This is a genomic window from Enterobacter sp. WI-ESBL-E8 (assembly GCF_053364895.1).
Window position 1 is genome coordinate 4,307,077 of the sequence record NZ_JBRWXJ010000001.1, and the last position, 26,192, is coordinate 4,333,268.

Below are 26,192 nucleotides of genomic sequence, written 5' to 3' on the forward strand. Positions count from 1 at the left end.
CGCTTGGTCGCTGGTTCAAGTCCAGCAGGGGCCACCAAATTTTAGTTTTAGAATCATATGATTAAGCCACTCGATTGAGTGGCTTTTTTGTTGTCTAACATATGACTGTCGCAAAAGTGTCGCAAGATTTTTCGGTATCATGTCTTTCCAGATCCACTCCATACAAGTACATTGATTTAGCAGAGTTCTTCTTAAAGAAAATTTTGTCGCTGACCTATCTTTCTTAGACCGGTTGGCAACAAACGTCGACTAATCCGAGGAAACGCACTATGACTGAAAGTGCTGCATGCACGAGTAGGAACATACCAAGACCTATTCAGAGGGAAGTCCGGCAACGCTGCGGGTTTGGATGTGTAATTTGTGGGACCCCCCTATATGAATATGAACATATGGAGGAATGGGCGGAAGTGAAAAGACACGTTGCAGAGGAGATTACCCTGCTATGTGATAAACATCATAAAGAAAAAACTAATGGGTGGCTGCCAAAAGAAGATGTACGCAAAGCCAATCTAGACCCTTTCAACCTTCGTGCAGGGGTATCTCCGCCATACACTCTTCATTTTTCAGGCTCCGAGATGAGCGTAAAAATTGGGACTGATGAATTTTTCACTCCGATCACAGAAGAACAATCCTTTGTTTGGGTAGCTCCAGTGATGGTGGATGGAATTCCACTTATAGGTTTTGTTATTCAAGACAATCATATCTTGCTCAACGTTAACTTATTCGACCGTGAAAATAACCCTTTGATATCAATCATAAACAACCAGTTGATTTACAACATTAATGCTTGGGACATACAACTTGTCGGCACAAAATTGACTATAAGAGAAAAAGAGAGAGTAATTTTGCTCGAGATTGATTTTAAACCTCCTAATAAAGTTGTGATAACAAGAGGGAGCCTATATTGCAACGGGGTAGAAGTTAAGATAAATGGTGATGAACTAAGAATAAATGAGTCTGGCTTCACTTCAGGTAATAAATTTTGGTGTAATGTCGGTATTGGGATCGGCAGCCGAAGCCACAATCAAGGCACTTGTGGGCTAGCCATGCAAATTAATCGTAGATGAAGAATTCCAATTGAGCCGAATCCCAGACGGTTCGGCTCAACCACTGAGCCAAAAAGTTATATTTCCTAATAAAATTGCTTATAACTCTTGCTGTTAAGCTCAACCGCCTCGGTGAGCGTCTGCTGCTCTGTTTTGTATGCTACGCCACGCGGCTTAATCCATGACCAGTGCTTTCGATTGTTGCATCCCAAGTTTCCGCAGATTCCCATATGAAGTACAGTTTGCCCACTCGCAAAAATGATCCATGTCGTTCAATTTTTTCACTCCAGTCCAATTGTAAATTTCACTGTCAACCCGCGCCCCATTTGACTTCTGCTAACTTTTCTAAGTTATGTTTCTGTATATGACTTGCTCCTCCAGTTTCACATAAAACAATAAATATCCTTATTTATCTGTTGGTTAAGAATTCACAAAATCCTCATCGAATCCATTTCACTGAAAAATACTGAAATTCTTTTCAATCTTTTAGTTTCGGTTTTCCGTAAAACTGCCAGCACTGGCTCGGTCTGGCGGTCTGGTGACCAGCTCCACGTCTTCGGTAACATGCGCGGGGATGGTCTCCTTGATTGAGTTACGGGAAATTTTTTCGTATCCGAGTTTATGCCGGTGCTGCTGGCGGATATCCGCCCATGAAAGTTGACTCAACCGGAAAAGCTTATCAGTTAATGCTGCCTTTTCTTTTTGCTCGCAGCAATCAACGCAAAAATCCTTTTGAAGGTATGCCCCAAAAACCTTATCATTTTTTAACAGTTAGCAGGGTAAGGCATATCCGCGAATTATCAGGCCTTCCCCTGCCAAAAAACCCGCTAGACCTACCGCCGACATGTGTTTTGAGACGATCGAAGCATCATGATGATTCCCGAAATCATTAAACCAAAAGTTGCGAATTCGCAGATCGTATGTGGGGGATTCTGGCTGTAATTTTTGCAGGGAAGTTCTTCCCTGGCAACATCAACCGGATCTCACCCACGCCCCAGCCATTGACCTGCAGGGGCAATAACCCAATTTGTGCCCGGCGGGCAATCACAATGTACCTTTGATCCATGAACCGCTACGGGTACGCCGTGAAAACTTACACGCGGCTCATCGGGTCATTGACCCGACCGCAAGGGATTTTTAAATGAATATTTATCTATCGACTAAATTTCCCCTTGTCCCTGCCCTCGCCGCGGGCCGTTAAGTCGATTGACGGCGCGGCCGCTATTCCCTCTGCATCATAAAAAAATGCGGACGTTGTGAAGCTGTACACGGTGCCATAAACAGTAAATGAGATATTGTTGCCTATACCGTCAACTTTCACACGGGCGGTGTTCGCTGTAAGCGTTGGGGCGATATGTTGTTTTTCGAGAGCCACCAGCGGATCGCCGTCAATCTTGCTTGCTAAAAAATAACGATATACTTCCCCTGTGGTCATGTTCGAGCCGTCATATTCAGTTATATATAACCACGTACGGGGCGTGAGCTGGCGAACCTCATAAAGTTTGTCACTCACCGTTAAGCGCTGGATATGCTGGAAATAACAGTACCCCGCAATCACGATAGCCATAGCGAATGTAGCCACCAAATGCAACGCCTTAAACGCCTTAATAGTGGTGCTGCTTAACATAGTCTATGCCTTGCTTTATCCAAAATTGGTCCATCGGATCATCACCAAACGGCGGGGCCCCCGTAAAATTCCCCCACTCTGGTCTTGATGTGCCGGCTTTCCACTGCGCCGCGCCGGCGGCAATAAGCAAAATCTTTGCAGGTATGCACGCTGCATAACCCACTGCGCCGTAATGAAAATTCCCGAAGTCAGCGTAAGCCCGTTTTTGTTGTTTGTAATCCCACACCCCGCCGTTTCTTACTCGCTCATAAAACCACGTATACGTAAGCGGGGTAGCCATATCCTGGACTCCGTGACGCGCCCGCGCAAGCCTGATGTGTTCGCGTAATATCTCCAGCCCGCGGGGCGGGTAAATCGGTATACATGCCATCGTTATTCCCTTTTGCCTGGCAAAACCAGCAACATAAGAGCAACGGCGCTGCACGGTACTGTTTGAGATCAATCAATCATTTTTATTATTAATATCAATATTTAACGAATTTTAATCACTCATACCGATAACACAATTTGTATCACCTGCGATCCGGTTTTAGCCGTTTAATGAGGGTTTACCCTCATTAAATGGAGTTTTAAAAATGGCTATTCCAGCTTACATGTGGCTTAAAGACGATGGCGGCAACCTGATCAGGGGGTCTGTAGATGTTCAGGATCGTGAAAGTAGCGTAGAAATTCTCTCTTTTAGTCACGGCTTGCTTGTTCCAACCGATAGCAACACGGGCAAAATCACGGGTACACGCTTACATGCGCCGCTTATGATCGAGAAAGAATTTGATAGCTCCAGCCCATATCTCTATAAAGCGGTAGCAACCGGCCGGACGCTTAAAAGTGTTGAAATTAAGTGGTACAGAATCAACGACGCGGGGCAAGAGGTCGAGTATTTCAACATGCTGCTTGAGAATGTGCGGGTAGTCAGCATTAACCCAGTTATGCATAACTGCAAAGAGCCAGGTTTACAGATGCATAATCATAATGAGGGCGTACAGCTGCGCTATGAGCGGATCACCTGGAAGTATTGTGATGGGAACGTCCAATATTCAGATGCGTGGAACGAGCGTGTAACAGTATAAAAAAAGGGGGCGGTTAAGCCGCCCTATATTGTTTTTAGTGCCAATTCTTTCGCATCCTGGGTCTGCCAGCACGTAGCCTCCCTCGATGGCAATACCCCGCGCGATCACCCGGTGCTGGCTCTCCGCACTTCTTATACGTTTGGGGTATTTTAATCATGCTTTATGCTGTTAAGCATTCTCTGGCAGTTATTGCGACGTACCGCTGCCGCTGCGCGCGTTTTGTCGGTCTGGTCTGGCAAATTACATCACCTCAAGCGAGCGCGTTGCTGCGCGCCTCCATAGCTCCGAATTTTCGAGTTTCTCGGCTACGCTCACTTTGCACCTGACCACCTGAATGAAGCGACATTGCTCAACCCACTAACACTTTTATAAGGCGTTGTGTTTAGAAGACAAGCTATGGAATGGGATACATTATTAGTATTGACCTGTGTACTTCTTTGCGGATTGTGGATGATTTTTCATTCTGCAAAAGTTCTTAGAAGTGGGGTCTTCGTCGGCTGGTATAAAGGCACATATGAAAATTACTACATCTACCGATCCGAAACACCTATCTACTTCTACTGGTATAACACTGTGTTTTCGCTGTTCGGCTCCTTTATGATTGGTTTAGCCCTCTACCTCTTGAATGGCGATTATCATTTTTTATAGGCATCATTGGCAGCAAAATGGCAGCAGACCTATTCACTATGCTTTCATATTTGAAATTATTCGATGCAACAACCCATTTTAAATCTAACCTATTATTTTATAAGACTTTAAATTGGAACTCATAATCGGCAGGTCGCTGGTTCAAGTTCAGCAGGGGCCACCAAATTTTATTTTTAGAATCATATGATTAAGCCACTCAATTGAGTGGCTTTTTTATTGATTTTTTGAGCCGGTAACGCAGTCGCTAACCGTGGTTCAGCGAAGCCGTTCGGACACGTTCAGAGGCACCGGGAGTCGCAATCAGACGCTCCACGGACTCCATCGTCACGAACGTACAGCTGCAGTCCACATTGGTGCACTGGTGATACCGCTCTTTGGTATTTTCACTCAAGTAGCGACTGGTACGCGCATGCGCTGAATGCTTGCACTTAGGACAATGAAACATGTACCCCTCCGTTTAATTCACAATTTGTGAATTAATAATACTCAAAAACAACGTAAAGGCAAATAAATTACTCACTGTCGACAGCAAATTTTTCGTCGGTGACGTTACGCTCAAGGTTCAGCTTCGTGGTGTATCCACTCCCGCTGAGGGTATGAACCACCTCGCTGATGATCCAGGCCTGCTCGTCAATGACGCGTTTAAAGCCGTTTACCAGCACCGGCGTTTCGGGGAACAGATCGGCGCGTCCCAGCGCCAGCTGGATGGAAAAATTCACGGTACCGCGCTGAAGCGCGCGCCACTTCGCCTCCGCAGCCCTCAGCGCCTGCTCTTCCGAGGCATACACCGTGGTGAGCTCAAATACGTTTTCCGCCGATCCCACCAGCATCTCTTGCGGCTTCTGCTCCTTCCCCCCTGCTCCCGCAATCGGCGCAGCGGCATCCGGGTGCTGCAGCCCCTCTGCCGCCTGCCCCTCAGGCAAACGATTAATACTCAATTGAGGATTTTGCTTTTTGGGGTCGCGCGTTTGCAGCCATTTGGCCGTCACGCCGGAGTAATTTTCACGGTCCGCGACGGAAAAAAGATGCTTATCGCCATCCCCACGTTCAATCATCATCAAGGGAATCGAGGTGCCGCCAGCCGTCACGGCCTGGCCCGCTTTCATAAAAATAACCTTGCCGGCTTTAATTGAAACAAAGGCACCGTTGCGTTCGGCCAGGCGGGTGAGAAACGCCGCGTCTGTCTCCTGAGACTGATCGATATGAGAAATAGCAATGGATGAAAGATCCGCCGCGACGCTGGCGGTCAGCCGGTTACGCTGAGCAATGGTATTCACGATCGCGCCGATCGTCGTGTCATGCCACGACTGTTCGCGCCGCACGTTTAGCTTTCCGCGAAAATCCGCGCTGCATCCCCGAATGGTCAGCGTGTCCGGCGCGCCCCGAAACTCAATGGTATCGACCGTAAAGTTCCCTTTCTGCTCGAGCGGGGTTCCCGCCCATCCCAGCCATAAGGAGAGCGTTGCCCCCCGGGCAGGCAGGTCTAACAGCCCGTCGGAATCATCCAGCTGAATATCCAGCTGATCGGCCTCCAGCCCGCGCTTGTCGGTCATGGTCAAACTGATAAGACGATGGCTGAAATTTTGCGTGATATCGCGATCGTCAAGCTTAAGCATAAAATCAGGGGCGATTTTCCCACCCGCCCGGATATTCATTTCAGCGATCATCCCGCCAGCCCTCCAATGCTATTATGTGCGCTTTCCACCAGCTCTGAAGCCTGCGTTCTCAGGTCGCCAAACATCGTCATCAGCGATTCGTCCACGCGTTTTAGCGACAGGGTAAACTCAATTTTTCGGGCGGCACCATCGCTGTAAAAATCCGTGTGCGTATGCGTGACTTTCTCAATGACAAACATGCCGTGAATGATGCCGGTGCCGTCTATCAACGGCCACGCCCGTCCTTCATTCGCCATCAGCTCGATCGCCTTCAGGGAGAGTCGCCCGCCGGTGATTTCCGGATAGAGCGTCCCTGTGAGCAAATGAGAAGTCTCACCTTCGCCAAGATACTGCCAGGCTTTGGGTTTTCCGATGCGATCGTTGGACACCCAGCGGTAGTCCTTTGAAAATTGCATTGACTGATACGGTAAGGTTCGTCGTTCAAAGACAAACAGACCCAGCACCATTAACATTTTCTCTCTCCTCAACCATACATAAAGCTGGCTTGCTGCCGTCTCGCTTTATCCTGTTCACTGCTCTCTATTGCCTCCCGGATTTGACGAGTCAGATCCGTTCCGGAGGCCGTGCTCCCCTGCAGCGTGATGTTGTATTCGCTTTTACTCTGATCGACGTAAGAGCGTCCTCCCGCGGCAGCCGTCGGCTGGTATCCCATGAAGCCGCTATAAACAGGTGGCTCCAGGTCCCAGGCACTGCCGGCGTCAGCAGAGGATGTGCCTTCTTTCGGCACAGCCGAGTCGATATTGCCCGACTCTTTTTTTATGACGCCGAGCTTCTCCAGCAGCCAGCTGGCCTTGCCGCTCAGGCTGTTAAAGAGATTAAGCGGCGCCATTAGCGCATCGCCCAGCGCCTGACCGAACGCCACGCCGACATTTTTACAGCTGTCGAGCGTTTCCTGCGTTGCCTTAATCGGCGCAATCAGATCGGTAAACCACTGCCAGATCCCGCCCAGTTTTTCTGAAATGAAACCAAAGGCCTGTAACAGCGGAGCGAACAGCTCGCCCAGCGGCGCGAAGGCCGCAGAAAGCCCCTCAATCACTCCGCCAAAGAAGGCGCTGATGGGCTCCCAGTATTTAAAAATCAGCAAAGCACCGGCGGCAATCGCCGCGCCAAGGGCAATAACCGGCCAGCTAAGGGCGCCCAGCACCGTCATGATGGCACCACCCACCACGCTGAATACCGTTCCCAACATTCCTGCGGCGGTCATGACCAGATTCAGGCCAGACAACACCGGCGCGACGACCATCCCTAAGGTGCCCAGTACGCCGGCAAATGCCTGTGCGCCGATAATCACGCTGACCAGGGTTTGCGTCAGCTCAGGGTTAGCGTTTACCCAAAGCGAAAGCGTGCCGACCCACCCCGTTGCGGTAGTGGTCAGATTGCGCAAAGCGCCATCCGATTTATCAAATACATCAATCTTCAACCCGTTCAACGCGGCCTGGAACCGGCTGATGTCGCCGTCAAGATTATCGGTCTGAACGGAAGCCGCGAGTGCGGTACTGCCCTTCGCCCCCTGCAGCTGCTGACGTTTTTCATCAAGCGATCCATCACCCGAAGCGGAAGCCAGCACCCCCGCGGCTTTTATGGCATCCGGAGTCTGAACATGGCGCAGCATCGCGCTGAGCGCGTCCCCGGCAGCCGCACCTTTCATCCCTTTTTCCGCCAGAACGCCAAGCAGCGCGGTGGTCTCTTCAAGCCCCAGACCGGAAGCATCCGCAGCGGGCGCGGCGGAGGTGATGGCGGCCTCCATCTCAGCGAGGGTGGTATTTGAAGAGGTAAAACCGCGCGTAAGCACGTCTGCGATGCGCCCCGCATCCGTATTCGCCAGGCGATACGCGGCCTGCGTGCTGGCGATCGTATCGGCCGCCTTAGCCGCGTCGACGTTCCCCGCCAGGCTGAGGTTGACCGCTGGCGCGGTGGCCGCAAGCAGCCCATCGGCGTCATAGCCTGAACGGGCCAGCGCGTTCTGAGCCCGAACGACCGTATCCGCAGGTACGCCGGCGCTGACGCTTACCTCCCGCGCCTGCTGGCGAATGGCCTCAAGCCGGGCGTCGCCCTTCTCCAGGCCAAGGCTTGCCTGTATGGCCGACATCTGCTTTTCAAAACTGATGCCGGGGGCCATGAACCGGGACGTCTGGTCAAAGCCCGCTTTGGCCATGCCCACGCCCGCATTAGCCAGCTGATGCACCCGTGCGGCAACGCGTTTGCCTGACTCATAGCGATTCTGAACGGTACTCAGCCGCTCCTGCTGCTGGTTGACGCGGGCCAGCGCATCACGCTGTCGGTTAAGCTGCAGCGTTTTATCGCTGATGTGGGTGCGTAAACGACGCTCATCCGACGAGAGCGTGCGCGTGTTTATTCCCGCCTGGGCGAGTTCAGCGCGCTGGCGCTGCACCGAGTAGCGCAGGCTGTTGTACTCAAGCTTAAGGTCGGCTGCCGATTTTCGGGCTGCGGACAACGCATCGGCCTGGGCCTGGGTGGGGTTTTGCGTGTTCTTAAATTGCACCGCCAGCGCCGCTGCCTGCTGTTTCGCCAGGGCAAGCGACTGCTCCGTCACGGTGAGCCGGGCGTTTGCTTTCCTGAAGCCGTCAATACGCCCTGCCTGCTCATCGAGCGCCCCCAGCGTCGCCTGCGCACTGCGGATATCGCTCGCGAGAGTGAGGCTGGCGTTATGGAGAGCGTTAAGCGGTCGGGTTGCCCGGTCGACTGCCTTAAGCAGTTCCTGAAGACTGACATTATTACTCATGGTGGTTTCCGCTTCGCTGCAGCGCTTTTTCGCGCCATAAGAGGAGTTCGGTCACGCTCAGGGAGTACAGCTCTGACGGCGGCCAGTGAAAGATCACCGCGATATCCGCCATCAGATCGTCGACCGACAGTTTTTCGGGAAATTTCAGCGAGCCGAAGCCGGTGACAAAAAACCGATCACCTTACCTGCAAAAGAGAGCAGATCGCAGGCATCCAGGCGCGCAACCTCATGCTCGGTCAGCGCCGGCGAGGTCATTCGCGGCAGCACCTTGATCAGCGCATCGACGTCAGATTGCGCCAGCGACGCCAGCGACACCCCGCGCAGGGTTCCCGCATTGGGTTTGGCGACGGTCACCTTTTCGATTTTTTGCTCGCCGCGCAGAACGGGGCTATCCAGCGTGACGATATGTAGGTTTTCACTTTCGTTCATGGCAGTCTCGTTGATGTTGTCCATTTCGTTACTCTTCAGAAAGTTAACTTACCGGCCGGCAGTCCCGGCCGGTTAAAGGGTTACAGGCCAATCGCCTTACGGTGTTCAGCCAGACGATCGACGCCGTCGACTTTCAGCACCATGTTGATGATGTCGATTTCGACAATCTCTTTGCCATCGATGGTCAGCTGGTAGTAAGCGCACTCGGTGGACATCTTGGTGGTGCCGCTCTCGCCCTGCTTGTTTTCACCGCCATCAAACTCTTTGTGACGGCCGCGCATCACGATCTCGACGGCGGAGATTTCGCCCGTGTCGTCGCGCTGGAAAGAGCCGGTAAAGCGCAGAGGCACGCTGTCCGCGCCCGGAGAGGCATACTGCGCCCACAGCGCCACGTCCGGCAGACCACCAATGGTCCACTCCAGCGCCAGGGCATCATCGTCCAGGCCGAGGTCGATAGAGACCGAGCCAGGCATACCGCCGCCGCGATACTTCTCCAGCTTGCGGGTGAGCTTCGGTAAGGTGACAGACTCAACAACGCCCATATAGCTCAGGCCATCGTTGAACATATTCAGGTATTTAAGTTTGCGTGGTAACGCCATGCTTCAGCTCCTTAGCTATTAACCGAATCTGACAGATCTGCCAGATAGGTATCGGTGATGCGCTGGCGCAGGGTCAGGTTTTCCAGCGGCGGGACAGGGGTGTAGTCGTAATCGATATACAGTTTCCCCGCTTTCAGGGTGGATGCATCGTTCGATTCAGGGTCATACCAGCAGGTGCCGTCGACGATATAGCCGTTGGTTTTCAGCTCGCGGAACTTGGCGTTGATACCGGAAACGATGTCGCGGATAAGCGTTGGGGTGATAGGTTTATCCATCGCCCACGCATGCGCTTCCGCCATGGTATCGGCCAGCACCTGTGCGGTACGGGTGTAGTTTTCAAAGACGAATAACGGGTCGTCTGAGCAGGTGCGGTTACCCCAGAATTTGAAGCCGTCGTTGCGAATCAGCGTGGTGACGCCAGCCTGGTTAAGCAGGTTCGCATCGGTGGCCTGCTCCTGAAGATCCCAGGAGACGGAGGCGCTTACGCCCGTGACGCCGTTGACGCCAACGTTTGACAGGGTTTTATGCCAGCCCATGGTCTGGTCGATTTTGGCGCGCAGGCCAAGCGCACGGGCGGTAGCCCAGGCCGTTGTCGTTGCGTTCGTGGTGGTATTCCATGCCAGAAAATCAGGGTGGATAACCATCAGCTCGCGCTGGCTAAAGTTTTTGCGGTAGTTGATTGCCTCAGGAATCGTTTTACAGCCCCATGCGCTGACGTAGCCGAACGCGCGCAGGCTCTGGCACGTCGCTGCCAGTGCGGTCGCCACTTCCTGAGAATCCAGCCCCGGCACGCCGAGAATGCGCGGCTTCACGCCGGTTACCGTTTTCGCGGTCAGAAGCGCCTTCAGGCCAGTGTATTTGCCGTTTTCGTCGGTGGTACCGATGATGTTAGAGATAGTCCCTTTCTGTGCCGCTTCCGGATCTTCCGGGTCGTCGATACCTTCGGCAACGCGCACAACCACGACAACCGGTTTGCACTGGTCAGCGATCGCCTGCAGAGAAGAGGACAGCGTCCCCGCCTTGCCGGCTTTCGCAATCGCGTTTTGCACGTTGGTAATGAGCACTGGCTCGTTTAACGGAAATGTCTTGTCGTCAGCATCGCTGGCCGTACAGACCATGCCGATGATTGCCGTCGAGACGGTAGAAATGGTGCGCGTGCCATCGTTGATTTCGATGACTTCCACGCCGTGGTGATAGTCGCCCATCCGGTTAACTCCTTCGTTTAGTGGTGAGGCTATTTTCTCTTGGGCGGAGGAGGTATGAAACGTAATGCCGTTGGCGGTAGGGCAGCACAACATACAATGAGCAGTTGAATTGATTTACCCGAAGCTTTGATCGCTGATGATAATTTTATTGTCTAATTAAACAGCAATGGTTGTTCCAGAGTTACTGGTATAAGAATTTTTTGAGGGAGTATTTTCTTTGTTATAGAAAAGTGCACCTCAATAACGGGATGTCCAGCTATTAGGGTGCACTATAAGTTGAAGTTTATTTATTCGCTTAACGGTGATTCAGGCCATTCAATATCTGGTGCTGCATTGACGTCAATACGGTTTAGACGTACACGGTACTTTTTCCACTCCGTCAGTAAAATCGTCTCTTTATCAGTAGCCATCTCTAAATCAACAGCATCCTGTAACGGTAAGATGGCCTGAGTAGCAACAGACATCAATTGTGCTTTCAATGAATCGGCATGTTGAATAGCTTCTTCTTTTGAGGGCGGAGCTATATCGACCCACTCCATGCAATTACGATTGATATTGAATCGTGGCGTCTTTCTGTCTGGTGACACCATAAATGATTCATATTCTGAGTCGGTTATTTTCATCAGATCTGAGGGAACAGAAATACCTTGCTCTTCGTATACCTGAACAGTTTCCTCAAGGTAAAAACTACTCTCTGTATTACTAAAATATTTATTCATATCAATAACCCGAGACAATTAACGAAAATGTTCCAGTGCAGTTATGGGTTTCAATTTTCACCTGATTTTTCCCAACCGGAGTGCAAAGATAAAACGAGTCCGAGTTATTGCCTCCAGAACCGTAATAGCTGACCCCCGTCCCCAAAATGCCATTAGGGAATGACGTAGGCAGAGTCACGGTGACGGCGGTGTTATTACCAATAGAGATCCCTCTTACAGCCTGCATGAAAACAGCTCCATTGCCGTGTGTGTAGTAGGCGTTGTTATTACCCGTCGTCGTTTTCCCAACGCCGTATCGGGCATCCGATTCTGCTTTGGTATAGGCCTGGCCTGCAGGGGTATAACTCCCTTTAGGCTGAAATCGTCCGTCGCTCTCTGTTTTGGTATATACGCCCGTTTTCGCCATGTAGGCAGCATCCGATTGCGCTTTGGTATAATAACGAGCATCGAAATACTGAAAATTTGTTAAATTCAGCTTACCCATGGTGACATCACCAGAAGACAAGCTAACCGCTAAAGGACGAAGGCTGTTATAACTGCCGTACTGGTCGCCGCTATTAGTCAGCATGAGATACAAATTGCTACCATCCTGACGCCAAAATGCACCGTAGTTGCCATAAACCATACGATAGCTATTTGCCGAAATGCTTTGAAATTCAGCTGAATTTCTTACTACCCCACTGACTGCGGTGCTGCCCGCCAGGGGGATCGCACTAACATCCACAGCCGTTGGTTTATTGGCCTCATCATACTGCCTGGTCCAGGCTGACCACACTCCACTGTAAAGCGTGCGAATGTATGTGCGAGAGCTGTTATAAATCCGGTAAATCTGCGTGAAACCAGCATGCTTATAGACTTCCAGCGAACCGGCATTTGCCTCAGGGTAATTTTTCCCTGTTGCGGCCTGCGCATTTGCTGGCTGGTAATACAGCCCTGGTGTCGTGTAAGCATTTAAGTCAGCAGCATTGCCAATTCCTACAGCTTGACCGTTAAAAATGTCCTGGGCAGTAATATTGAAATCATTTGTTAGCGCATAACCATTAATCTTTCGCCCTGACGGCACGCGCCCGCTGGCATTATCATTCGCGGCCTTAACCGCTCTCGACGTCGCGGCAAGTGTCTCGGACGTACTGTCAGTCGCGTTACTGAGCTGAACGATGCCCTTTTGCGTCGTTGTTGCATCCGCAGCCGTATACTTCCCATTAGCCAGATCATACGCGACCTTCACCGCCTTCGGCGTCGCTGCCAGCACCTCGGACACGCTGTCGATCGCGCTGCTGAGCTGGACAAGCCCCTTGCGCGCCGTAGTGGCATCCACCGCGGTGTACTTGGCATTTGCCAGATCGTACGCAGTCTTCACCGCCTTCGGCGTCGCCGCCAGCAATTCAGACACGCTGTCAGTAGCGCTACTGAGCTGAACGATGCCCTTGCGCGCCGTCGTCGCATCCGCTGCCGTGTACTTCCCGTTAGCCAGATCGTACGCCGCCTTCACCGCTTTCGGTGTTGCAGCGAGCACCTCTGAAGCACTGTCAATGGCGCTGCTGAGCTGCGTAAAGCCCTTCGCAGCAAGGGTCGCGTCCGGATGGCGGCGCGACTGCTCATGCTCCGTCAGCTTCTCGTCAACATAATCCTGGGTTGCCATCACCGTTGAGGTGTCAATCGTCAGCTCGACGGATGCGATATCGCTTACCATGATGACCATTCGCAATGTCTGCGCGCGACCCGAGCCCTCCACCAGCGTGGGTTTATAGCTTTCAGCCATATTCCCGACCGCAATCAGCGTCCCGGTATCGTCATACAGCCCCATCTCGCGCATCCAGAAACCGCCAACCTCTGGAGGGATCAGCAGCTCCGCCACGACATAGTTTTTATTCTTTTTGTCCTGGCTGATTTTATTCAGCGCATGGCGCCAGACTTCATTGATGAGTTTCGTCTGGTTTGCGTTTGGCGTTGGCAACGTGCCGCCACCGTCGCCAACCGCCATCGCCGCAAAATTGACTTTCTTACCGTTCGGGACGGTTGCTGCAGCCAGTTTTTCGGCACCGGCTTTGGTGATAACCGTTTTATATTTCACTGTCATTGTGCTCTCACTTATCCGGGATAAACCGTGATGATGTCGCCGTCATAGCTCAGGGCGCCGGTATAGAGATAACCCGGTATGTCCTGGATGATATTCAGGCCAATAAGGTGGCGGCTGGCAGGCTTCGCATCGGCGATAAGCCTCTCCATTTCGTAATACATTTCCTCGGTGATGCCCGTGTCTAACACGCCGATATCAAGGCGGAAGGTGCCGGGCGGATCGTCGGTTTGCCACCACTCGGTAACGTTAATCAGATAGCCAAGCGGCTCCACCACGCGACGCACGGCGCCAATCGTTCCCTTGTGGGCATGAATAAACCACGCGGCGCGGATCACCTCCCGCTTGGTGGCCTCCGGCCAGTTCTCATCCCAACGGTCAACCGAAAACGCCCACGCCAGCCAGGGCAGCAGATTCGCCGGGCAGGTATCCGCATTCCAGAGTTGGCGCAGCGGAACAGGCGTATTTTCGATGTCCGCACAGGCCCGCGCCGCCGCGACCTCAAGCGCCGATGAGCCAACCGGTAAAAGGCGGGTATTACTCATCGTTTCCCCCCACGGTTACGCTGTAGTTGCTGCACCATGAGGCTTGAGTTTCATCAAGCACGATATCCGCCGCGGGGGCGGCCAGCTCCACCCGCTGCACCCCTTCCACGTGAAGTGCGGCGTAAATGGCTGACTTGCGGATATCACGTCCAAGCCGATGCTGGGCCGTGATGTAGGCCTGTAGCCGGGCCCTTGCCGCGCTAAGCACGGGTTCACTTTCAGGGCCGGGGAAGAGAAATAGCGAGGCGTCAATGCTGTAGTCGACAATCCTGGCCGACTGGACGGTCACGCGGTCGGCAACGGGCCTGACGTCCTCATCGTTCAGCGCATTGCGAACAACGGCGAGCAGTTCCTCAGACGCCACGCCGTTATTCTCCCGGGAGAGCACGGAGACCGTGACGTTCGCCGGCTGTGGGCTGATCACAGAAATATCCGCCACCCGGCCATCCGCGCTGCGGCCATGGAACTGATACGCCCCTGTTGAGCCGGCCACGCTCAGCCCTTCCGGCGCCTGCTGGATGCGCAGACGAAAATCGGTATCGGACTCCATCACGGCCGGCGTGGGCGGGAAGGTGGTGTCGTCGGCAGGGGTAATCACCAGGCGCTCAAGATTAGCGTTTGCCCCAATCTGGTCCAGATCGCTGCCTGCGGCATAGGCCAGCATGACCGCACGCGCGGCCTCGTTAACGCGCTGGCGCCAGATAACTTCCCGGTAGGCGTTCTCCTGCAGGAGCTTCACAATCGGCTCTGACTCCAGCGTCAGCGTCCGTGCAATCGCCTCTCGCTCCTCTTCCGGATAGAGCGAGACAAAGGTGGCCTTTCGTTCTGCCAACAGCGTTTCATAATCCACCTCCTCCACGACATCAGGCGCGGCGAGCTGGCTCAGATCAACAATAGCCATAGCGTTTAACTCAGTGAAATGGTGATAGAAAAGGATTGTCCGGAGGTCGGGCGCGTGCCGGTGATATCGACATACAACGTCCCGTCGTTCTCCGAACGCTCGAAGGTGATGGCCGTCAGGCTTATCCGCGGCTCCCATTTCTGGATGGCGGAATAACAGGCAGCCATGATTTGCAGGCGCAGCGCCGGACTCTGCGGCCTGTCGATCATCGCCGCCAGCAGCGAGCCGTAATCCCGGCGCATGACCCGCGAGCCAATCGGCGTGACCAGAATGTCGCGCACGCTTTGCCGGATGTGGTCAGCCTCTGAAATGCTAAGCCCGGTCTGCCTGTTCATTCCCCTGTAACGCACCGTCATTGTGTCCCCTTAGTCCAGCTTCCGCCGCTTTGCACGCCGCCGTGCGCGTGGTTGTCCACCTGCACCCCGTTGGAGGTGAATTTACCGCCGGAATGCTCGATATTTCCGGCCATCACACCGCCCTTCTGCACTTCAAGAGAGGCGGTAATTAACTTGTTAGTGCACACCACTTCAGGCGTATCCAGCGTAATGCGTGACGTTGACGTCACCCGCACCTCCGGCACGGTGGCGGTCAGCGATTCAGAGGCGGTAACGTCGGCCGTTTTAATGCCTGAAACCGTCAGCGCCCCGCGCCCGGGTTCGTACTCAATGACCGCGCCGTCCGGAAACGAGACGTGGAGCGCGTCAGGCGATCCGGACGGCGCCGGATGGTCGTCCGAGAAAATGCCGGGCAGCACGAAGGCGGTATCAAGCTCCCCGCCGATGGCCAGCAGCAGCACCTGCTCGCCCTCGGAAGGGGCCCACCACACGCGCGAACGTCCCGCGCGGCAGGTTAGCCAGTTCAGCCAGGTGGTTTTCATCCCGCCGGTCTGGACGCGACAAAGCCTTCTGTTGAGGTCAACATCGGTCACAACACCGATACGAATCAGATTGCGGATCGCGCGAGCGATGCCGTTCATGGAAGTTAATGTATTCATGAGAAGAGAATGCCGTTCAGGAAGAACGGCAGCAACGAGACGGGGTTTTCTGCGGGATGAAACAACAAGCTGTCCAGACAGCAGGCCGCAGGCGGCTTTCAGCGCGGGGGAGTTAGTCCTCCCACTTGCTGACGAGCTCGCCGTTAATGTACAACTCTTTCGGACGCGTGACGGGCTCCGGCAGCGGCGGTTCGGGGGAGTACGTCGCGTGCAGAGCGCCCTGCTCCTGGGACACGAGAATGCGCTCGGTCACCTGCACGCTGATGCTGATGTCCATCGTATCGTCATCGTTCAGGACGATCGCGAAGGTGTATCCGTTTTTGTGTCCTTCATCGAGGGTAAACATGTCCGGCTGGTTTTCCCGAAGCCAGGCCAGCACCGGGACGAAAACCCCCTCGCTGTCGCCGGTGAAACCGCTGACCTTCGCGTTCAGCGCATAGCGCTTTTCAAAGGAGAGCGAGGAGGCCAGTCGGGCGTCAATATTGCCGCTGCCGACCGACATCTGCAGGCGCTCCGGGTGAGCATTCAGCTGGGGGATCGCGTCAATTAATGCCTGACGCAGGCTCTTGAGTTTGTGCATCGAGTTTATCCTGACAGTCTTTAATGGTTTCCACCTGCAGCGCGCAGGCGATAAGGGCGTACTCAAGCCTGCGAATATCTGCGCTGAGATCGCCGTTAGTGGCGGGTTCGCTTCCCGGCATCGGGCAGCGGCTCACCTTCGGGCAGGCGTTGTAAACAATGTGCTGCGGAGGCGCAGGCGGTGCGGGTGTGCAGCCTGCGGACAGCATCAGGCAGCTGAGCGGTATACCAGCGGCGTAACGCTTCATTTTCATTGAGCAATCTCCCGATAGTCGCTTCCCGTCTCGCCTGCTCCTCATTGGCAACGAGCAGCGCCTCACGGAGCCTCACCTGGGCGTTTTCGTTGGATCTGGCCATCCGATGTGCCAGGGAAAGCTGTTGATTAAGCGCGGCGAGAGCGTTTTTTTGCTCGCTGGCGACCCGGTTAGCGGTGGCCAAGGAGCGGGACAGGGTCTGGTTGTCATGACGAAGCCACAGCGTGACGGCCAGCAGCCCGGCCAATATCAGCATGAGGACCCTCACGGCAGCCCCTTCGTGCACCAGGCTTTCTCGCGAACGCGGCGGTTTTCCAGCCCGGCATTTTTGACGCCGTTGACGTACACCCAGCGGGTAAGCTCGCCGCATGCCTGCGGCCACTGTTTACGCTTAATAAACGACACCAGGGTCGAACGGCAGGCGGCGCCCGTGCCGACATTAAAGGTAAAGCTCACCAGCGCGTCGTAGACCCGGGGCGGCATCTCCACCGGCGCGCAGGCCGCCAGCCGCCGCTCAACGTTGAGCACGTCAGCGACCAGGTTTACCGCGGCCTCACGCTCGGTAATGTCCCGCGTCGGCACGACGTTTGCCGTGTGTCCAATGCCTGACGTCCAGACCCCGGCGCTGCACCGGTAAGGCGAGAGGCGACATCCTTCGAGATCGGCAATCAACGCCAGCCCCTCCGGGGACGTTTTCAGTAGCCGAAAGTCAGGCATCAGCACCGCCAGGGCCAGCACGCCGGCGACGCTGCAACGCTTAATGATTGAGTTCACGAATGCTCTTCTTGTCGAGGCCCAGAGACTGGAGATAGCGCCAGGTTTTTCGCTTAAACCAGTAATTCGTCAGCGCGGTAAAAATGGCGCAAAGGCTTCCCACGTACAGCGCGACTTTTTCAGGAGACATCGCCCCGAACCAGGCCAGCGCCACGGCCAGCCAGTAGGCGATAAACGTGGTGATCTTCTCCAGGCTCAGTCCCATAGGTTTACGGATTCTTTTGTGGGGGCGCTATCCACCTCCGGCATCTCTACCGGCGTGCCGTGAGGCAAGATAACGCCTAACTCCGCGAGGCCAGAATTGGCCTTCAGAACGGCTTCAACGACGCCTGCCGTGCGCCCATAAAAGCGAGCGCAAACGGCTTCAAGCGTGTCCCCCTGCATTGCATAGATTTTCATCAGACGCTCCCAACATCCGGTTTTCCAGGTACCGTAGAGTTTCCCGGGCCGGCGGTCTTTTCGCTATCGCTGAGAGATGGGCAAACGCGGACACAACAGACCGTCCGCGAGCAGCGACGCGTGGTTCACCGGAAGCGCAAAATCTGAATGAGGGCGTGGGGTCGGGTAATGAGCCGGGGCTAGCGCCAGCTCTCGTCTTCCCAGACTTCCCGGAGAATAGCGTCCAGCGCCTCGCGATCGGCCTCTCTTTCAAGCCCCTGGAGCTCGACTCCCGTCACCGAGCCTAACTTCACGTTCACCCGGGATGACGGAAACAGGGACCGTATTCTGCGGGTCAGTTCGCACTGGAAGGCCTCGACGACGGCATGGCCAATCTGCCGATCTTTATCGAGGGTAATGTTCACCCGAACGTTACCCTCTTTTTTAATGCGTTCCGGAACAGGCGATGCCGAGAAAACAACGGTAAACGCGTTGTTCTTGATTAAATTTCCCCGCGCAATCTCAGCAATCAAATTCAGGGCAATTTCACGATCTCTTTCCTGACACGTTCCTTCTGTCGTGAGTCGCGCAATCATCTCGACGCGTTCAATCATGACCTGCTCGTTCAACTCTCTGTCCACACAACCTCCACCACGAGATACTGTATAAACATACAGTAGCACGTATTCATAAAAAGAGTGAAGCGAAAAATCAGAACCCTTCGCGGTATGTACATGATATCGATGGAGATTAGCGTACCCGCTGGGTGAGCAGTTCCGTTAAATGCCCAATACGTTCAAGGATTTTTCGCGCCTTTTCCTGATAAGAACGCCCCGCCGGAAAGAGCGATCCGTCAGCTGCGCCTCTGCACCATTTGTCGTTAAAGCGGCTGACGCCGCCCGCCATAAGATGCAGGGCCTCTCCCCGGCTGATGGCGATTCCGGTGGCAAGCCGGATCTCGTCAATCACCCTCTCCGGAACCCCGTTCTGCGGATCCCGCTCGTAGACAAAGGGCGCCGCTGCGCCGGGCCGGATGCGTTTGATGCGTTCGGTTAACGCCCGTCTCGCACGCCGGTTAAGAGGTTGAGAGAGATCGCTCACCGTACAGTTATTGACAGAACTCCGAGGAGGCGCAGTCTTATCTTCCACGGCCCGCTTCGGCACAATTTTCCACTGGGTGAGCCGGGTTAAAATGGGGCTGCCCGCGCCGACGGCGGAATCGTACACGCCGCGGATGCGGACGGTCTCCTCGCCGTACTGGTTAAACCCGGCGCGCGGGGCATACAGCGTGCGCACCTGTAAATCATCGCGACGCACAAACGGCCCGCCCTGCGCGGTGACGTAACCCGCCCAGTCCCCGGCGTCGGCAGCGTCATGGACGGCGGCAAACTCGACGCTCAGACCGCGCGCGGCCTCGGTATCCGCCAGACGTCGCAGCTCGCGGTAGACCGTTACCGGCGCCCCGCCGATAAACTGAAACTGGCGAATGTGCCAGCGCCCCGCCCAGGCCGACACGGCGGACGCCGTCTCCTTCAGCAGCCCGCCGCTTTCATTATCGGTTTCACCATCCAGCGCATAGCCGTCGATATTCTTGGAGATGTATTTGGCGATATAGCCGGTAGCGCTGCCTTTCTGCGGATCGATGGCGTCTGCGTGAAAGCGCGCCTGTCTGGCGCCTTCACTCTGCAGCTCGGCGGCATCCTCCTCCCGCGCGTAGTCCCCTATAATCCGGCGAACGCATTCGACCTCTTCCGGCCGCATAAACATCAGCATGTGCCAGTGGGGCGTACCGTCGTGATGGGGTTCCGCAACGCGGATACCAAAAATACGGCGCCCCTCCCGGTGCAGCTTTGCGCGGATGCGCGCCCACAGCCGGGTAAAGTAGCTTTGCGTCTCCGCCGGGCTGGCACCGTCCCACTTCGCGTTGGGGTAGCCCGCACTAACGGTCGCGTGATACCGCGCGGGCGCGGTTAACGTATAGAACTCGCCCACATAGCCCAGCGCCTGGCAGATGTGTTCAAAGCCGCGAATGCGGGTCATCAGTTCACAGCGACGTATCGCCGGGTTGGCCACCGAGCTGTCGTATTTATCAATCAGGCTGATGCGGTTGCCCTCTTCATCTTCCAGCTCCATGCCCTTGAGAAATTCGCGGGTGCGGCGCTTCTGCTCGCGCCACTCGGTCACGCAGCGCTTGCTCGCATACGCCGTTCTCTTTTTGCTGACGTTGCCGAGGGCAATCTGCAAATGCTCGCGCCAGGCAGCCGCGATCCGGCGCAGGCGCCCGCGCCACCACGCCTCGGAAAACAGGCGGATCACCGCCGCGGCAACATCATCTTTGTTAAAAAACGTCTTCGACACCCGCTCCCAGTGCGGAGGCGACACGTTGAACTGACGGGCGATCAGCCCGGCGCGCTGATACCAGACGAACAGCGTCTGGTATTCACCCATGTCAGCATCGTTAATATTCGCCAGCTCGCCGCGAATAAAGCTGGCGATATCGGCGGCCAGCAGGTCGATATCCGCGCGGGACATATCCGGAAGTCGGTTATAGCGGGCAACCAACTCGACCATGCGCGAGGCAAGGTATTGCAGAAGCCGGGTGTCGAAATGGCCGTCAAACACGGCCCGGGAGACCGCGCTGTGCAGGCCCGCGCAGGCATAGCGTTCAGAGACCTGCCGCAGGCGGGGCAGCATCCTGTTGCAGAAGCGGATCAAAAAGGCATTGGCCTGCGGGCTGCCCCGACGCTGTTCGAGGGCGTCGACCGTGCGCCAGACGTCAACGCGCACGCAGTCAGGCTGCTGTGAGAGGGCAATTCTTGCCTGCTGCAGCGCCGCGAAAAGGCGATCGCGGCGCTGCAGTTGGGCATGAGTAAGGTAGGGGCTGGCAATGGCCGACCGCGGAGCGTTCCACGGATAAGCAAATGACGTAGCCAACTCATCCTCCCCGGACGTGTTTATTTTTCATCTCCGCGATCTCCTGGCAGGTGACGCACAGGGCCACGCCGGGCACCGCCATGCGGCGCGCCTCGGGTATCGGGGCCTCGCAGTCCTCGCAGAGGAAACGCGAAGGCGATGCGGGCCGTCTGCGGGCGTGATTTATGTGCCGCTCTCTGTCTTCCTGCTCGCGCGCCTGCGCAAGATCGATAAAATCAGCCATCAGTGCAGCTCCTGTGATTCGCGCTCGTAGCGGGCCGCCTCGAGGCACAGCAGTTCGGCAACGTCTTCCCCGCTCATGCCGGTTTTGAAGATATGGCTCGCCAGCGCCTCCAGGCGCAGGGAGACCGCGCGGGCTCGTGCGCATCGTTCCTCTGTTTTTGCCTCCCTCAGCAGGCGTTTCAGTTCTTCACTTCCAATCGGATAAGGGCGGTTTTCACTGTTTCGCATCACGCGTTCTCCTTAATTTCAGGCAATAGAATGCCCGGCGGGTTTACGCCATTCGTTTTTTGGTTGGGTTACACCGGCATGGTCAGCCGTTCAGGAAATAGACTCACAACAGCACGAAAATGGTTCATGGCGGTAATCAGCGCCCTTTTCTCCTCGGTCGTCAGCTCGCTGATATCGCACTCGTGACGGGCGACGGGCAATCTCGCCAGGAAAAAGATGGCGGCCAGCGCCCTGCTGTTCTCCTCAAAACAGGGATCGCGCTTATCGCGCAGCTCGGCCATAAACCGCGCCAGCTCTTTTCCGCTATCGCTCCCGTATCGGGCGCGCAGTTCAGCGACGTGGTTAAGCCCGCTAAGACGAGCCCCCACGCTAAGTGGAACCCTTGCACGGGCAGCTTCTATCGCCATATCTCCCCTCGCGTAAATTCACGCACGCTAATGCGCTGATAACGGGCACAGCACGGCTTTTTCCGCCGTTTGAGGATTGCGATTTCAGAAGCCATGCTGCATGATTCCCATTTTGATACTGTCTGCAATCATTAGCCTCTGTTTGCCAACGTCTGCCGCTGATTGCCCGAATTTGTAATGATATTAATACCCAAATGAGTATTAGTAAACACTCAAAGGAACATATTTTGATTTTAGATTCTCAAGTGAATAATGAAGAGTTACTCGATAGAATCTGTCAGGTATATGGTTTCACGCAGAAAATCCAGCTGGCCCGGCACTTTAATATCGCCGCCAGCTCGCTTCAGAACCGCTACGCGCGCGGTACCATCTCTTATGACTTTGCGGTTCAGTGCGCGCTGGACACCGGCGCCAGCCTTCGCTGGCTGATGACCGGACAAGGTGCGCAGTTTGAAGGTAACCCCGCGCCGGGCGATCCCGTTTCGGTTTCCGCGTTCACCCTTAGTGATGGAAGACTAGAAGAAAATACTATTTTGAGTATCGATTCTGCTGTCTTTAGCAAACCGCTGGCGCGCGGCATCGCCGTCAGGGCGGAGGGCAAGCTGCACTTTATTGAGAAAGAGGCGTCGTTAACCGACGGTCTGTGGCTGGTTGAGATTGAAGGCACCACCAGCATCCGCGACTTAACGCTGCTGCCGGGTAAAAAGCTCCACGTGGCGGGGGGCAAGGTTCCCTTTGAATGCGGTATCGACGAGATCAAAACGGTGGGTCGCGTGGTGGGGATTTACAGCGAGGTGAACTGATGGCGTGCGGGTAATCAAAACCGCATGCTCGCAATAAAAAAGCCAACCCCGCATTCCTGCGGCGTTGGCCCTGTTTTTAAGGCAGTGACGCTTACAACAGGCTAAAAGACATAACGCATGCCAAGGGTAAATTCATTAGAGACGATATGTGCTTTCATCTGTTCGTCTTTTAAACCACGCGCGTTAGTGAAGTTGTTATATCCGCTTTCGATCTTGCCCATATCGATATAGCGGTAGCCCAGATCAACATACAGGCGTTCAATTGCCGTGTAACTCACACCGGCTCCTAAGGCGTAGGTCAGGTTGTTTTGCGTGATTGAGGCATATTCACGGCCCGAGTTACCCTGCCAGCCGCCGGCTTTAATCTTGCTTACGCCAAGGCCTGCCGTCCCGTACAGGGAAACGCCATAACCCAGCTCATAGTCACGATAAACGTTGACCATCAGGCGCTCAGTTTCTGTTTTCAGGTGGTTATAGCTATTAGCGAATGTGCTGGAGCCGCTGGTATATTCGGCCTTCTGCTTAAAAGTATATTCACCCTCGGTACGCCAGCCGTTACCAAACTGGTAGCCCGCTGCAATCGCCGCGCTGCCGAAGTGCTCCTTCTCTTTACCACCCACAAACTGCCCGACACCCGGGCGCGCGCTGGTATCCATCTCTTTCGCACGCTGTTCAACCTGCAGATATTTTGCCGAACCGTAATACCCTTCCTCGTTATTTGCTGCCAGAACAGTGGCCGGAATCATTGCGATCGGCAGGGCGGCTAAAATAGCTTTCATATTCATCTCTACTCCGTTGAAAAAATATTCCGCACGTCGAACAGTCGTCCGCCGTTGGCAGGAAAAAGTCAGTGAGACGAAGCATAAGCAGTCCCGAAGGGGCAAACTATTCGGATGAATACGCGTTTAACCTGGTAATTTTACGTAGGGATTGGTCTTGTTTTTTGATCTGTTTATCGCTATTTCAATCAGTTAACGGTTGTGGGAAAACGCAGCAGGACAATCGCGCCATCGGTGTGAACCGTTTCCATTTCGGTCGCATCCATTGTGGTGTTTTCCGGCACGTTCAGGCTATTGACCGTTATTTGGTTCATCCGCACTGCGACCCGTCCCATCAGACCGTGATTAATTGGACTTCTTAAAACGACAGGTGATTTAGGAAGATTGTCAGGATAGGTGGGCGATACGAAAAACCGTTAATGATAATTAACGAGTGACACAACAATCACAGTCATATTTTCTGAAGTTACCTCGCAATTCCCGAACTTACCCTTTAATCAGATACTGTATTTTTATTCAGCCAGGTATAATCAACGCAAAGGAAATCACTTCACAGTAAAGGAAGCGTTAACCGGATATAATTTTTAATATTATTAACGAACGCAGCATGAAGGTGGTGGAACACCTACATGCCGCTAACCAAAAACAACTTTCAAGGAGTTGAATATGGCTGAGACGAATTTTAAGCCAGAGTTTACTGTTTTCAAAACAGAATCAGACGCTTTTAACAGTATTACCGAAAACCGCGATCTGATACGCAAAAATGATATTCGCCGTTTGCACGGGAACCGGACTGATGCTGCCCCTGTTCACCCCCGAGCGGAAACACCGGAAGACTGCTCTGCCTGTTGCGAACTTTATTCACGGGTGGACTGTAAATATCTCCCCCTTAGCGGCAAGTGGCTCGCAAATGCAGGTTTTATTGACGGGATGCCTGTAAAAATCCGGGTGATGAAGGATTGTATTGTGATTACGCCGCAGCATACGCGTGAGTTATGGGGATGCCTGGAAGGTATGAGTGTGGTGAATATTAATAAAAAGAAAGTGGCACAGTGGTTAAAGACCTTTCCGGGAGCGCTGAATGATTTGGGAGATGTACCGGTGATAAAACGGGGTAAATGACATTTAAAAAATAAAATCCCGGTGTTAAAACCGGGATTGGATAACTTAATATAGATGCTACTTTTTAAGCAAGCTCGGGAGTTGATTATTTAACTCAAGGATACAGGCATCCATATACTTCTGGGTTTCAACAGTCACCTTCTTATAATTCTCACGTTCCCATTCTGACAGATTCGCTTCCACAGGAGTTGGGGAACATTCAGCTACAATATAAGCGGAAAACATATTCCCACCCTCAGGTTTTTTATAGAAAAGTACCTTATATTTCAGCTGATAAACGGGAGTGGTTGCCGTAGCATCTTTAAAGATCAATGCCCAGGTAGCATGGCCAATATAGAGTTGCTCTTTATAAACATATCCGCTGGATTGGGAGTCCATCCACTTACTGATACTTTTCTTTGCACCTTGAGCGAGATAGGTATCAGTAGGGTTTTTGATCGACTCGATGATTTCCCCTTTATAATTTTCTTTATCAAAACTGCTGGAATTTATATTTCCGGTTAACACAGACAAAACGGCTAGCCCTTTTCCTACAGCATTATGAGTTGGGGTAACTACGCGTAGTGAATTATCTGCGATACGATTATTATTAAGGTCTGCCTGTGCTGCCACAGCCATAATCTCAATCGAACTACCATTTGAAGAGGTTATTTTTTCAGGCTTTATTTTGCTGGCACAACCCGTTAGCGCTACAACGAAAAGTAAAGTAGTTGCTGTGAATTTTGTTACTTTCATTTTCTTTCCTTGAGATAAAATAATGAAGGAGAATATCCTTCTACTTCTTACGCTTACCGCTCTTTCGTACTTAGTTCAGGCCTAAGTTGTCGTTCCCCTGCATTCTGCAATATCCACTGCCGTTAAATGTCGGCAATCTGTCAGTGATCCAGCGCAGATACGAGAATTTCGAATAAAGCGTAATAGTTTATCCCGACATACAGGCCGGGATCTTCCTGGTTACCACCATTTAGGATAATCTCGAAATGCTTCATATATCATGCGCGTTGATTCTTCAGTTAGCTTTTCCTTTCCTTGGAAGGATGTAACATTTCCTTCCAAATCTTCTTTGGTGCATGACCATTCTAGCCAGCCTTGAGAAGAAAATACCCGCAACTCGAAAAAATGGTTCATATCTTTAAGTATTGCTACATCACCCCTTTTCATATTATCGATAAACCTGTCAACCCCCTGACATTCTATCCAGAACTGAGAGCTTACCTCGGAGCTATAGCAAAATTTCCTTACCCGAATAGCTACACTAAACTTCATGGATGGAATATGTCCGTCAAGCTCCATTACATCAAGAGTAATATTTATAGGACTATTAATTTCTATATCCATTTAATGTAACCCCAAGTAACGACATGGATGATTGTTAGCAACTCGCCAGCAACGGGCATTGTATGTAAACGTAACTACTGATAACGCTCCCGCCTCGA

The 26,192-nt window shown here is 53.5% G+C and carries 37 protein-coding genes; 6 read left to right on the top strand and 31 right to left on the bottom strand.

Annotated features, from left to right (window positions below; translation table 11 throughout):
• Positions 1 to 407: 407 nt before the first annotated feature.
• Positions 408 to 1,067 carry a hypothetical protein gene (locus ACWHWP_RS20465; protein ID WP_447856239.1) on the top strand — a complete coding sequence of 220 codons (660 nt, stop codon included), beginning with the start codon at positions 408 to 410 and terminating at the stop codon, positions 1,065 to 1,067.
• Between the two features lie 629 nt (positions 1,068 to 1,696).
• Positions 1,697 to 1,939: a hypothetical protein gene (locus tag ACWHWP_RS20470; RefSeq protein ID WP_139154539.1), complete on the top strand. Its 243-nt coding sequence runs from the start codon at positions 1,697 to 1,699 to the stop codon at positions 1,937 to 1,939.
• A gap of 260 nt (positions 1,940 to 2,199) precedes the next feature.
• On the opposite strand, the gene ACWHWP_RS20475 is transcribed toward ACWHWP_RS20470, so the two are convergent.
• Both ACWHWP_RS20475 and ACWHWP_RS20480 read right to left on the bottom strand, forming a co-directional pair.
• On the bottom strand, positions 2,200 to 2,673 hold the full coding sequence (locus tag ACWHWP_RS20475) for a hypothetical protein (RefSeq protein WP_059310565.1): 474 nt from the start codon (positions 2,671 to 2,673) through the stop codon (positions 2,200 to 2,202).
• Positions 2,651 to 2,953 carry a polymorphic toxin type 44 domain-containing protein gene (locus ACWHWP_RS20480; protein ID WP_228117504.1) on the bottom strand — a complete coding sequence of 101 codons (303 nt, stop codon included), beginning with the start codon at positions 2,951 to 2,953 and terminating at the stop codon, positions 2,651 to 2,653. The genes ACWHWP_RS20475 and ACWHWP_RS20480 overlap by 23 nt, the downstream gene beginning before the upstream one ends.
• 295 nt (positions 2,954 to 3,248) lie before the next feature.
• On the opposite strand from ACWHWP_RS20480, the gene ACWHWP_RS20485 reads away from it, so the two are divergent.
• Together ACWHWP_RS20485 and ACWHWP_RS20490 are read left to right on the top strand one after the other, a co-directional pair.
• A complete protein-coding gene (locus tag ACWHWP_RS20485; protein WP_447856242.1) occupies positions 3,249 to 3,740 on the top strand; it encodes an Hcp family type VI secretion system effector in 492 nt (163 codons plus the stop codon).
• A gap of 396 nt (positions 3,741 to 4,136) precedes the next feature.
• On the top strand, positions 4,137 to 4,388 hold the full coding sequence (locus tag ACWHWP_RS20490; protein WP_123138582.1) for a DUF2542 family protein: 252 nt from the start codon (positions 4,137 to 4,139) through the stop codon (positions 4,386 to 4,388).
• A gap of 244 nt (positions 4,389 to 4,632) precedes the next feature.
• Here the strand turns inward: ACWHWP_RS20490 and ACWHWP_RS20495 are convergent, their stop codons facing one another.
• From ACWHWP_RS20495 to ACWHWP_RS20615, 25 genes are all read right to left on the bottom strand, one after another.
• Positions 4,633 to 4,833, bottom strand: a complete 201-nt coding sequence (locus tag ACWHWP_RS20495) for an ogr/Delta-like zinc finger family protein (protein ID WP_029741756.1) — start codon at positions 4,831 to 4,833, stop codon at positions 4,633 to 4,635.
• Between the two features lie 67 nt (positions 4,834 to 4,900).
• Positions 4,901 to 6,055 carry a phage late control D family protein gene (locus ACWHWP_RS20500; RefSeq protein WP_252000859.1) on the bottom strand — a complete coding sequence of 385 codons (1,155 nt, stop codon included), beginning with the start codon at positions 6,053 to 6,055 and terminating at the stop codon, positions 4,901 to 4,903.
• On the bottom strand, positions 6,052 to 6,516 hold the full coding sequence (locus ACWHWP_RS20505; protein ID WP_063432380.1) for a phage tail protein: 465 nt from the start codon (positions 6,514 to 6,516) through the stop codon (positions 6,052 to 6,054). Before ACWHWP_RS20505 ends, ACWHWP_RS20500 begins: the two co-directional genes overlap by 4 nt.
• Positions 6,517 to 6,527: 11 nt before the next feature.
• Positions 6,528 to 8,807 carry a phage tail tape measure protein gene (locus ACWHWP_RS20510; RefSeq protein ID WP_447856244.1) on the bottom strand — a complete coding sequence of 760 codons (2,280 nt, stop codon included), beginning with the start codon at positions 8,805 to 8,807 and terminating at the stop codon, positions 6,528 to 6,530.
• The gene (locus ACWHWP_RS20515; protein ID WP_023616176.1) at positions 8,800 to 8,919 is read right to left on the bottom strand and encodes a GpE family phage tail protein; all 120 of its coding nucleotides are present in this window, start codon (positions 8,917 to 8,919) and stop codon (positions 8,800 to 8,802) included. The genes ACWHWP_RS20510 and ACWHWP_RS20515 overlap by 8 nt, the downstream gene beginning before the upstream one ends.
• 32 nt (positions 8,920 to 8,951) lie before the next feature.
• Positions 8,952 to 9,260 carry a phage tail assembly protein gene (locus ACWHWP_RS20520; protein WP_059310559.1) on the bottom strand — a complete coding sequence of 103 codons (309 nt, stop codon included), beginning with the start codon at positions 9,258 to 9,260 and terminating at the stop codon, positions 8,952 to 8,954.
• 56 nt (positions 9,261 to 9,316) lie between these two features.
• Positions 9,317 to 9,835 (bottom strand): phage major tail tube protein, encoded by a 519-nt coding sequence (locus ACWHWP_RS20525; RefSeq protein ID WP_047347797.1) that lies wholly within the window; start codon positions 9,833 to 9,835, stop codon positions 9,317 to 9,319.
• 11 nt (positions 9,836 to 9,846) lie between these two features.
• Positions 9,847 to 11,040, bottom strand: coding sequence for a phage tail sheath protein (locus tag ACWHWP_RS20530; protein ID WP_447856247.1), 1,194 nt, complete (start codon positions 11,038 to 11,040; stop codon positions 9,847 to 9,849).
• Between the two features lie 287 nt (positions 11,041 to 11,327).
• A complete protein-coding gene (locus ACWHWP_RS20535) occupies positions 11,328 to 11,759 on the bottom strand; it encodes a tail fiber assembly protein (protein WP_047347795.1) in 432 nt (143 codons plus the stop codon).
• 1 nt (position 11,760) lies between these two features.
• Positions 11,761 to 13,839 (bottom strand): tail fiber protein, encoded by a 2,079-nt coding sequence (locus ACWHWP_RS20540; RefSeq protein WP_447856249.1) that lies wholly within the window; start codon positions 13,837 to 13,839, stop codon positions 11,761 to 11,763.
• Positions 13,840 to 13,850: 11 nt separating this feature from the next.
• Positions 13,851 to 14,381, bottom strand: coding sequence for a phage tail protein I (locus tag ACWHWP_RS20545; protein ID WP_447856251.1), 531 nt, complete (start codon positions 14,379 to 14,381; stop codon positions 13,851 to 13,853).
• Complete coding sequence (locus ACWHWP_RS20550) at positions 14,374 to 15,282, bottom strand: baseplate assembly protein (protein ID WP_447856252.1); 909 nt, start codon at positions 15,280 to 15,282, stop codon at positions 14,374 to 14,376. Before ACWHWP_RS20550 ends, ACWHWP_RS20545 begins: the two co-directional genes overlap by 8 nt.
• Before the next feature lie 5 nt (positions 15,283 to 15,287).
• Positions 15,288 to 15,638 (bottom strand): GPW/gp25 family protein, encoded by a 351-nt coding sequence (locus tag ACWHWP_RS20555; RefSeq protein WP_047347791.1) that lies wholly within the window; start codon positions 15,636 to 15,638, stop codon positions 15,288 to 15,290.
• A complete protein-coding gene (locus tag ACWHWP_RS20560; protein ID WP_447856255.1) occupies positions 15,635 to 16,276 on the bottom strand; it encodes a phage baseplate assembly protein V in 642 nt (213 codons plus the stop codon). The genes ACWHWP_RS20555 and ACWHWP_RS20560 overlap by 4 nt, the downstream gene beginning before the upstream one ends.
• Positions 16,277 to 16,388: 112 nt before the next feature.
• Positions 16,389 to 16,856, bottom strand: coding sequence for a phage tail protein (locus ACWHWP_RS20565; RefSeq protein ID WP_059310554.1), 468 nt, complete (start codon positions 16,854 to 16,856; stop codon positions 16,389 to 16,391).
• On the bottom strand, positions 16,819 to 17,064 hold the full coding sequence (lysC, locus tag ACWHWP_RS20570) for an Rz1-like lysis system protein LysC (RefSeq protein WP_230122831.1): 246 nt from the start codon (positions 17,062 to 17,064) through the stop codon (positions 16,819 to 16,821). Before lysC ends, ACWHWP_RS20565 begins: the two co-directional genes overlap by 38 nt.
• Complete coding sequence (gene lysB / locus ACWHWP_RS20575; protein ID WP_447856257.1) at positions 16,952 to 17,365, bottom strand: Rz-like lysis system protein LysB; 414 nt, start codon at positions 17,363 to 17,365, stop codon at positions 16,952 to 16,954. The genes lysC and lysB overlap by 113 nt, the downstream gene beginning before the upstream one ends.
• An 8-nt stretch (positions 17,366 to 17,373) precedes the next feature.
• A complete protein-coding gene (locus ACWHWP_RS20580) occupies positions 17,374 to 17,883 on the bottom strand; it encodes a lysozyme (RefSeq protein WP_063957150.1) in 510 nt (169 codons plus the stop codon).
• Positions 17,867 to 18,088 carry an HP1 family phage holin gene (locus tag ACWHWP_RS20585; RefSeq protein ID WP_029741404.1) on the bottom strand — a complete coding sequence of 74 codons (222 nt, stop codon included), beginning with the start codon at positions 18,086 to 18,088 and terminating at the stop codon, positions 17,867 to 17,869. Before ACWHWP_RS20585 ends, ACWHWP_RS20580 begins: the two co-directional genes overlap by 17 nt.
• Complete coding sequence (locus ACWHWP_RS20590) at positions 18,079 to 18,282, bottom strand: tail protein X (RefSeq protein ID WP_447856259.1); 204 nt, start codon at positions 18,280 to 18,282, stop codon at positions 18,079 to 18,081. Before ACWHWP_RS20590 ends, ACWHWP_RS20585 begins: the two co-directional genes overlap by 10 nt.
• A 179-nt stretch (positions 18,283 to 18,461) precedes the next feature.
• Entirely contained in the window at positions 18,462 to 18,902 is a 441-nt protein-coding gene (locus tag ACWHWP_RS20595) for a DinI-like family protein (protein WP_059310551.1), read from the bottom strand.
• A gap of 109 nt (positions 18,903 to 19,011) precedes the next feature.
• A complete protein-coding gene (locus ACWHWP_RS20600) occupies positions 19,012 to 21,195 on the bottom strand; it encodes a replication endonuclease (protein WP_447856261.1) in 2,184 nt (727 codons plus the stop codon).
• A gap of 1 nt (position 21,196) precedes the next feature.
• Positions 21,197 to 21,418 carry a TraR/DksA family transcriptional regulator gene (locus ACWHWP_RS20605; protein ID WP_047347784.1) on the bottom strand — a complete coding sequence of 74 codons (222 nt, stop codon included), beginning with the start codon at positions 21,416 to 21,418 and terminating at the stop codon, positions 21,197 to 21,199.
• Positions 21,418 to 21,645, bottom strand: coding sequence for a DUF2732 family protein (locus ACWHWP_RS20610; RefSeq protein ID WP_063957154.1), 228 nt, complete (start codon positions 21,643 to 21,645; stop codon positions 21,418 to 21,420). The genes ACWHWP_RS20605 and ACWHWP_RS20610 overlap by 1 nt, the downstream gene beginning before the upstream one ends.
• Before the next feature lie 68 nt (positions 21,646 to 21,713).
• A complete protein-coding gene (locus ACWHWP_RS20615; RefSeq protein WP_059310548.1) occupies positions 21,714 to 22,052 on the bottom strand; it encodes a DUF5347 domain-containing protein in 339 nt (112 codons plus the stop codon).
• A 227-nt stretch (positions 22,053 to 22,279) separates the two neighbouring features.
• On the opposite strand from ACWHWP_RS20615, the gene ACWHWP_RS20620 reads away from it, so the two are divergent.
• On the top strand, positions 22,280 to 22,855 hold the full coding sequence (locus tag ACWHWP_RS20620; protein ID WP_429055912.1) for a phage repressor protein CI: 576 nt from the start codon (positions 22,280 to 22,282) through the stop codon (positions 22,853 to 22,855).
• Positions 22,856 to 22,956: 101 nt separating this feature from the next.
• Here ACWHWP_RS20620 and ACWHWP_RS20625 read toward each other — a convergent pair whose 3' ends face one another.
• Both ACWHWP_RS20625 and ACWHWP_RS20630 read right to left on the bottom strand, forming a co-directional pair.
• The gene (locus tag ACWHWP_RS20625) at positions 22,957 to 23,640 is read right to left on the bottom strand and encodes an outer membrane protein (RefSeq protein WP_447856264.1); all 684 of its coding nucleotides are present in this window, start codon (positions 23,638 to 23,640) and stop codon (positions 22,957 to 22,959) included.
• Positions 23,641 to 23,822: 182 nt separating this feature from the next.
• Complete coding sequence (locus tag ACWHWP_RS20630) at positions 23,823 to 23,948, bottom strand: hypothetical protein (protein ID WP_265327688.1); 126 nt, start codon at positions 23,946 to 23,948, stop codon at positions 23,823 to 23,825.
• Positions 23,949 to 24,300: 352 nt separating this feature from the next.
• On the opposite strand from ACWHWP_RS20630, the gene ACWHWP_RS20635 reads away from it, so the two are divergent.
• On the top strand, positions 24,301 to 24,756 hold the full coding sequence (locus tag ACWHWP_RS20635) for a SymE family type I addiction module toxin (RefSeq protein WP_074164753.1): 456 nt from the start codon (positions 24,301 to 24,303) through the stop codon (positions 24,754 to 24,756).
• A 57-nt stretch (positions 24,757 to 24,813) separates the two neighbouring features.
• Here ACWHWP_RS20635 and ACWHWP_RS20640 read toward each other — a convergent pair whose 3' ends face one another.
• Together ACWHWP_RS20640 and ACWHWP_RS20645 are read right to left on the bottom strand one after the other, a co-directional pair.
• Positions 24,814 to 25,491 (bottom strand): hypothetical protein, encoded by a 678-nt coding sequence (locus ACWHWP_RS20640; RefSeq protein WP_063432351.1) that lies wholly within the window; start codon positions 25,489 to 25,491, stop codon positions 24,814 to 24,816.
• Between the two features lie 219 nt (positions 25,492 to 25,710).
• Positions 25,711 to 26,094: a hypothetical protein gene (locus ACWHWP_RS20645; protein WP_131797896.1), complete on the bottom strand. Its 384-nt coding sequence runs from the start codon at positions 26,092 to 26,094 to the stop codon at positions 25,711 to 25,713.
• Positions 26,095 to 26,192 lie beyond the last annotated feature (98 nt).